Source organism: Aphanizomenon sp. UHCC 0183 (genome assembly GCF_009712065.1).
Lineage (GTDB): Bacteria > Cyanobacteriota > Cyanobacteriia > Cyanobacteriales > Nostocaceae > Dolichospermum > Dolichospermum heterosporum.
Genome location: NZ_VILC01000030.1, coordinates 1,608 through 9,197, shown reverse-complemented (window position 1 = coordinate 9,197; position 7,590 = coordinate 1,608). Strand labels below are relative to the sequence as shown.

The 7,590-nt window shown below is 35.7% G+C and carries 6 protein-coding genes; 1 reads left to right on the top strand and 5 read right to left on the bottom strand.

The genetic code is table 11. The annotated features are described in order from the left end of the window. The first annotated feature begins 99 nt into the window (after window positions 1-99). Window positions 100-462: a hypothetical protein gene (locus tag FJR37_RS12345; RefSeq protein ID WP_168466149.1), complete on the top strand. Its 363-nt coding sequence runs from the start codon at window positions 100-102 to the stop codon at window positions 460-462. 541 nt (window positions 463-1,003) lie between these two features. Here FJR37_RS12345 and FJR37_RS12340 read toward each other — a convergent pair. The 5 genes from FJR37_RS12340 to FJR37_RS26980 form a co-directional block, all read right to left on the bottom strand. Next, entirely contained in the window at window positions 1,004-1,207 is a 204-nt protein-coding gene (locus tag FJR37_RS12340) for a hypothetical protein (RefSeq protein WP_152608789.1), read from the bottom strand. 311 nt (window positions 1,208-1,518) lie between these two features. Continuing rightward, window positions 1,519-1,875 carry a hypothetical protein gene (locus tag FJR37_RS12335; RefSeq protein WP_235335230.1) on the bottom strand — a complete coding sequence of 119 codons (357 nt, stop codon included), beginning with the start codon at window positions 1,873-1,875 and terminating at the stop codon, window positions 1,519-1,521. Window positions 1,876-2,393: 518 nt separating this feature from the next. After that, a complete protein-coding gene (locus tag FJR37_RS12330) occupies window positions 2,394-5,339 on the bottom strand; it encodes a UPF0182 family protein (RefSeq protein WP_254434573.1) in 2,946 nt (981 codons plus the stop codon). Between the two features lie 173 nt (window positions 5,340-5,512). Beyond that, a complete protein-coding gene (locus FJR37_RS12325) occupies window positions 5,513-6,898 on the bottom strand; it encodes a cobyrinate a,c-diamide synthase (RefSeq protein ID WP_168466147.1) in 1,386 nt (461 codons plus the stop codon). A 79-nt stretch (window positions 6,899-6,977) separates the two neighbouring features. Beyond that, window positions 6,978-7,590 (bottom strand): PAS domain S-box protein (locus FJR37_RS26980; RefSeq protein ID WP_254434572.1); only part of this gene is annotated, 613 nt, incomplete at its 5' end.

Sequence of the window (7,590 nt, the reverse complement as noted above, 5' to 3'; positions counted from 1 at the left end):
AATCTAAAGACATAATTCAATTTATGACTCTAGACTCAAGCATTGGTCTGACCAATATAGCAATATTGGATCGTTTAGCACTGATTAATGAGGTTCATTATGATTATCTCAAATCTAGTTGACAAAACCGCAAATATTAGTCTGCAAAAAGACACACTACTTATAGAATTAACTGCTGAAGAGTCTTCTAGTATTGTTGGAGGGTTGACAATTAGAAATGATTCAGGAGGTACAAGGCGTTTTTATAATTTAGGGGCAAATGTACCAGCACAACTGCAAACTTTACAACCTAGTACAGAAGGTACTTATGATGGAGAATACATTATATATAACACATCAAAGACCGGATTTGAACCTGTATTAGTAAAAGTAGATCCCACAAAAACAGCAAGTTTTCGTCAGGAAGGAAATGGTATAACTGTTGCTACTGATACTCCAATTCTTTACAAAGGTAGTATTTAATTTTATCGAACAGAATTCAGGAGTCACCGAGTCAGAATTCATTCTGAATTCTGTGCGAGTGGCGGATGAATAACTGGGTTTAAGACCCCCACCAAATCGTAGATTTGGTGGTCTTTAATCAGTCGCAGGTTTGAATCCTCGACTGATTGATTCCTTCTTCAACTCTTGGAATACAACGATCTCTTAGATTTTCTCTCAAGAATTTCGATAGCGAAGTGCTGCTGCAAATAGTTCGCTATTGCAAAGCACTTCGTAGGAATCATTAAATTTTAGAGTTAAGTAGGTGAACACAATAAAACCAAACTGTGTAAAGAAATGTAAAATCGCCCAAACCCTTTTCACTCTTGCCTCTTGCCTCTTGCCTTTTGCCTTGCCATAACGACAATTTTCAACGCTCACCTACTTAGGAACGCAAATTTAATAACCTGCAATTCTGATGTAACCTGGAATGGTGCGTTACGCTGTCGCTAACACACCCTACTTTTGCACTACTTTTGCACCTTATTTAATTCACATTCCTAACCTACTTAGACTGATACTTTTAACCGAGACATTCGCCGACATCTGAGATATCGTGAATATCCAGTATAACATCACCAACTGAGTTAGTGAAGGTGGTATCCCACATTGCCTTAGAACATAATTCTAAGGCTCTTGATTGTCTATCAACGAGTTCAATACCCAAATTTTCTCTAGAACTACCAAGTTTTCTAAGGAAAGGTTTATTTTCTTTGTAGCCATTCAAGTCTATTCGGAACCATTACAGTTACTCAAAATATTTATTGACTTTAAATTAACTACAAAACTCTCGTATACATATATAATATTATGAACCTATTGTCGAGAAATGTCAATAGATGCCTGAAGATTTGATGTCCTATTCTTTGCTCCTTGTGTTATCTAGCTCAGAGGTGGGACTTTTCCCAAGCGTTAAAGCCTCGACTCCGCTCGGCTTTAACCCTGAGCGAAGCCGAAGGGTTAACTTTCGGTCTGCCCGACTGTAGTTGCATGACTGCAAGTCCTGTTGAGGATGAAACTTTTCTGTTTCAAATTTTCTTATAATATCTTAGGGGGGAAGCTGACCTTTTTAGGCACGTATTCAGAACAGTCTATGGCTTCTTCTGTGAGAACAGTATCAGGCTTGACGGCACATTTTAAATAATGGTTATTGGCAAAAAATTGACATTTTTTACAGGGGACTTTTTGTAGAATTTTGTTTTTTACGCATACTTTATCATCTGTATTGGTGCGGATTTTGTGAAAAAGCAGGAGAAAAATAGCCCAAACAAAAATAAATCCCAGAGGAGCTAAAGATAGTGCTAAATCTGGTATTTGGATGTTGTGATATTGCACTTGGACTTTTTCTTGTTGAACTGCACCTTGAGCAATAGACAAGTTGGTATTGTCAGTCATAAATGTGTTTCCCAATACCTGATCTATATACATCTTATTTTCCTTAATTATCTATAATGGTTCTTACAACAATTTTCGTTTTCATGGAATACAATGAAGAGCGAAGGACATAATGGAGGGCGCAGGCCCTGCGCCCCTACGGGTTTTGCGATAGAAAACTGTACCTGATAACATCAGAAAGTGCTGTAATTAAAAAATGTGACAGAACCAAGTGGCAAGCTCCTCAATATAAAGTCTGTTTTAATTGTGACTGATGTTTGATTTTGAAACTTTTAATTTAAGTCTATGCTTTGTTTGGGTAAAGCTGTATATGGCTTCTGATTATAGGTTTATCAAAAGTAAAGATTAGTTATCTCTGTCAATAGTTTTGTTTTTTATTATGTGAATATATACCTGAAGTAGTACGTGGATATTAAAAATACAGTTGGTAATAGTTTTTTAAATTTTTGAATTTCTAGAACACCGATACGTTAATTGCATCGTAGGGGCAATCCCCCTGTGGTTGTTCTGGTAGCTATTTAACCAGGGGGTATTTCGTCTTCTAGGGGACGAATAATAGTTGCTGGTGGTGCGAGTTCTGGTTGAAAGATTCCTTGTAGTGCTTGTTCTAAGGTGCGTGCCATGATGATGCGATTTTCATAGGCTACGACTACTCTCACTAATGTTGGTAAACTATTTTGTGTGGCTTCTAAATAAATTGGTTCAACATATAGTAATGATTGCTCAATGGGAACTATTAACAGATTACCTTGAATTACTCTTGAACCTTGACGATTCCATAGGGAAATTTGTTGAGAAATAACTGGATCTTGATTTATTCTGGCTTCAATTTGTTCTTGTCCATAAATTAAACGTTCTTTGGGAAAGTTATATAATACTAATTTGCCATAATTTTCACCGTCGGAACGTGCTGCTAACCAAGCGATTAAATTGGTGCGTTGTTTGGGTGTGTAGGGAAGTAAGAGGATGAATTCTTCAAAGGAAACGTTAGGGAGACTGGTTATTAAATAGTAGGGTTCAACTTTACGGCTTTCGTTACCATAGATTTCATTGGGAATCTGCCATTGATCCTCCCGATTATAAAATACTTGGGTATCTGTCATGTGGTAGATCATTAAGCGTTCAGATTGAATTTTGAAATAATCTACTGGATAGCGGAGATGACTGCGGAGATTGATTGGTAAATTATTCAGTGGTTGAAACATTTTGGGAAATATTTTTGACCAAGCTGTAATTAATGGATCGGAGGCATCAGCAATGTAAAATCTGACTGTACCGTTGTTAGCATCAATGACGACTTTAACAGAGTTACGGATATAGTTAATACTATTTTTACCTGTATCTGAGTAAGGATAGCGATCGCTTGTGGTGTAAGCATCAACTATCCAATAAAGATAATTTTCTCTACCGGGAAATTGTTGATTTTGACCATCTATATGGGCATCTGCTACAACTAAATAAGGATCACTATCAAATTTTAAAAAAGGGGCAATGGTGCGAATTCGTTGGTTAATATTCCGCCGTAATAATATTTTAGTTTCTGGTAAAAAATCTCTAGTAAATATCATTCTCCAGTCTTTTAAATATATGGAAAATAGCCATCTTCGCCATAGAGAGTTGATATGAATACCCCCTAATCCATCATAACTATTATAAACATTATCGCTGCCACTGGGATAATCTAATTCTTTAACTTTTGTCCCAGTCATGACGTGAGTATTACTAATTTCTCCATAATAAATTCGGGGTTGTCCGATAGGAATACTTTCCCGAATATTAGGACTAGAAGTATTTAATACGCTACCATTTTCACTAATATCTTTGACAAAATATTCTGGTAATCCACCAGTAGCAACGGTATTGACGGGACTTATAGTGAAGCCATAACCATGAGTATAAATCATATTTTGGTTTACCCATGTTTGTGCTTGGAGGGGAACATCTGGATAATTTAATTCTCTCGCTGCAATTAGTACCTGTTGTTTTTCCTGATTACCGTTATTTTTAATTAAATATCTATCAATATCAGCATCGGAAAATTTATAATAAGGGCGAATTTGTTGTAACTGACGGTTAGTTTTTAATAATGGTTCTTGATCCCAAAGCCGAATATTTCTAATTGTCAATTCATTACCTTTGATATCTGCTTCTGTGAGTTTTCCTATGGGGTTAAATATTTGAGAGTCAATGACATCTAAATTAAATGCTTGACGAGTTAGGGCGATATTCCGCATTATATAAGGTTGTTCTTTTTGTAATTCATTTGGCTCAACAATAAAACTTTGTACAGCCATAGGTATAATAAAATTACCTATGAATATCAAAGTTATATAAATACCTAAAGCATAACTTACCCGGCGATGATGTGAAGATTTTTGTTGCCAAAATACAGTTAACCATAATAAGTATAAGGCTATAGCTACTGATAAAATATACAGTATTGTATCTGCTGGTAATTGGGCTTTAACATCAGTATAACTAGCTCCATAACTGACACCACGAACCGAGTATAGGAGTTGATAACGACTAAGCCAATAATTTAAAGATACGACTAACATTAAACAGCCGACTAATCCCGATAAATGGCGCATTTGTGGAGAAGAAAATCCGGGAAAAACGGCTTGACTGAGACTATTTGCTGATAATAAATAGGTGAGAATGACGCTAATACAAGCATATAGAGATAATCCTATTAACCAAAATCCTAAAAGTTCCCAAATGGGGAGATGGAAAATATAAAAACTGATATCCTTGCCAAATAATGGTTCAGGATGATCAAAGGAAATAGGATGAAAAGATAAGAGAATTTTTGCCCAATGTTGAGATAGTATCCAGCCAAAGATAAGACTAAAAATAATAGCGATCGCTCTGAAGCACAATTTGCTATAAATTAATATAGCCATAGATAATCCCCCCAATAGTCCTAAAGACCAAGGTTGAGAAATTATCTGTCTTCCCAACTGTAAAATTATCTCGGCTCGAAATAATAGTGGTACTGATAAACTAGATTGATTAACTTTCTCTAACCAATAGGAGAGGGCAATGTTTCCATAGTGTATTAGCATCAGGCACAGTAAAAAAATTAACCCTAATATTAGAGGTAAGAGCGATCGCAATTTAATTTTACTGGTATAATTTTGCCATTGAGGGGATTGATTATTTCTGGGATATTGAGGACTAAGAAAACTCGTTAATTTTCGACTAATTTTTAGTTCCTGTACCGGAGTAGAATGAGAAAAAGGGGGATATTTCAACCTCTCAGCTAAAGTGAGATTTCCTAATAAGTAAATGGCACTCAAACTCACAATAAACAACCATAAACTCCCCTGAGTTAACAATCTTTGCAAAAATACTTCTATATAACCAACTTCCTGAAACCAAAAAATTTCCGCACCCAAATAAGCAGCTATATCTAAGAATAGCCACAAACTCAAACATCCTATAAAAACTCTAATAGTTTTCATTTTTAAACCATTTAATGTCATTTGTCACTAGGATTTTAGAGGGTGTTTTAAAAGTTATGGTTGTCAAATATTTTTTACCCCACCCTAACCCTCCCCTTAGTAAGGGGAGGGAACTGGATTTTTATTGTTACCCCCCTTTATAAGGGGAAAGGGGGGTAACAATGTGATGAAAATTACGGGATACGACTTTTCAAACATCCTCTTAAACATTTCTGGATAAATCTTTGAGGAATTTCTCTACTTTCTCCCCAGTGTTGATGAATATAAGAAGCATGAACATTAGGTAAATACCAACCTTCAAAACCTGTATTTTCATCACAATCATAGCGATAGGTATTAAATAATGGTTGGGGAGAATTAGTGATTAAATGAGAACGATGAAATTCATGTCCAAAAATGTTTTTATTGCTATCAAGTAAAAAAGTATTTTCTAAAACTACTGCGCGACGATATCCTAATGTTAATCTTTTATCCATTTGTGCATAAGTGGGTAATATTCCTACCATTGACCAAGAGTTACCATCAAAATCAATAATTTTTTCACACAAATACATCAATCCTCCACATTCCGCAATTGTGGGTATTCCTCCTAAAATTGAGTTTTTGACTGTTTGTATTAGGCTGGTATTTTTAGATAATTGTTGTGCGAATACTTCAGGAAACCCTCCACCAAAATACATTCCTTGGATATCTTTGGGTAATTGATCATCATTTAATGGACTCCAAAATACTAATTCTGCTCCTAATTCTTCTAGTAGATCTAAGTTATCTTGATAGTAAAAATTAAAGGCTTGATCTCGCGCTACAGCAATTCTTACAGCAGAATTGGGAGTTGAGAATTGAGAATTGGGAATTGGGGAAGATGCTGATTTTAAAAGTGGGAGAAGTTTATCCCAATCAAAGTAAATATCACCTAAATCTGCCAAACTATTAATTATTTGATCTAATTCTGCTAGTTCTGCGGTGGGAATTAAACCCAGATGACGGTCAGGAATGGTAATATTATCTTGTCGTCGTAAGACACCGAGTATGGGTAATTGTAAAGGTGAAAGGGCAGCTTTTAATAATGATAAATGCCGATCGCTTCCGACTCGATTTAAGACTAATCCAGCAACTTTAATTCTACTATCTAAAGAACAATAACCGTGAGCGATCGCAGCTACTGAACCCGATAAACGACTACAATCAATTACTAATATTATTGGTATATCTAATAATCTAGCAACGTGGGCTGTACTTGCAAAGTCGGTTTTTTCATTTGTGTTTGACAAATGGCTAATACCATCAAACAAACCCATTACCCCTTCAACTAAAGTATATTCAGACTGGGGAGAATGATGGTGAAAACATTGCTGCACATAACTTTCTGAAGTTAGCACAGCATCTAAATTTCGGCAAGGAAGACCAGTAACATATTGATGAAACATCGGATCAATATAATCGGGTCCCACCTTAAAAGATTGCACTTTTACACCACGACGACGTAAAGATGCTAATAGGGTAAGTGTAACTGTTGTTTTCCCGACTCCACTCCGTTCTCCAGCAATAATTATAGACATAGATTAGCAATTAAAAATTAACAATTAAAAATAAAGACTGGGCGCAGGCCCTGCGCCCCTACCTCCTGACTCCTTGCTATTATCCTTCCCGTTGTCTTTCTTCAATGTCCACTGGAGAAATCATACTATTGATTTTCTCCACATCTGTCATCATAATGATAATACCTTCTACTGTTTCTTTTAGTAAAGGACTACAGGCAACATAACATTGGATTTTTTTACCGCGACGATTGGTGGCATTCAGAAGTATTTCCTGTAATTTCTTCTTACTAGATATAATATCACGAAGGGAATTTCGCAGTTGTTCTACAGGTAAACCGATATCCAAACTAAACCAGGATTTATTCATTACTTCGTCAGTGCGTAAACCCCACATTTCCTCAACTGTATGATTCCAAATTAAAATATTAAAACTATTATCTAAGACTACCATTCCCATTTGCAGAGAGCTTAAAATGGAAGACAGAAAAATATTAGTGTGGTCAAGTTCACTGGTGCGATCGCTTAATTCATTATTTATTGTTTGTAATTCTTCATTAGCAGATTGAAGTTCCTCATTCATTGTCTCCATTTCTTGATTGGTAGATTGCAATTCTTCATTGGTTGTTTCTAGTTCTTCATTGGTAGATTGCAATTCTTCATTGGTTGTTTCTAGTTCTTCATTGGTAGATTGCAATTCTTCATTGGTTGTT

What these genes read in the sequence shown, in the direction of transcription:
- FJR37_RS12345 (WP_168466149.1), top strand. Translation starts at nt 100, where the DNA reads ATGATTATCTCAAATCTAGTTGACAAAACCGCAAATATTAGTCTGCAA.
- FJR37_RS12335 (WP_235335230.1), bottom strand. Translation starts at nt 1,875, where the DNA reads ATGACTGACAATACCAACTTGTCTATTGCTCAAGGTGCAGTTCAACAA.
- FJR37_RS12330 (WP_254434573.1), bottom strand. Translation starts at nt 5,339, where the DNA reads ATGAAAACTATTAGAGTTTTTATAGGATGTTTGAGTTTGTGGCTATTC.
- FJR37_RS12325 (WP_168466147.1), bottom strand. Translation starts at nt 6,898, where the DNA reads ATGTCTATAATTATTGCTGGAGAACGGAGTGGAGTCGGGAAAACAACA.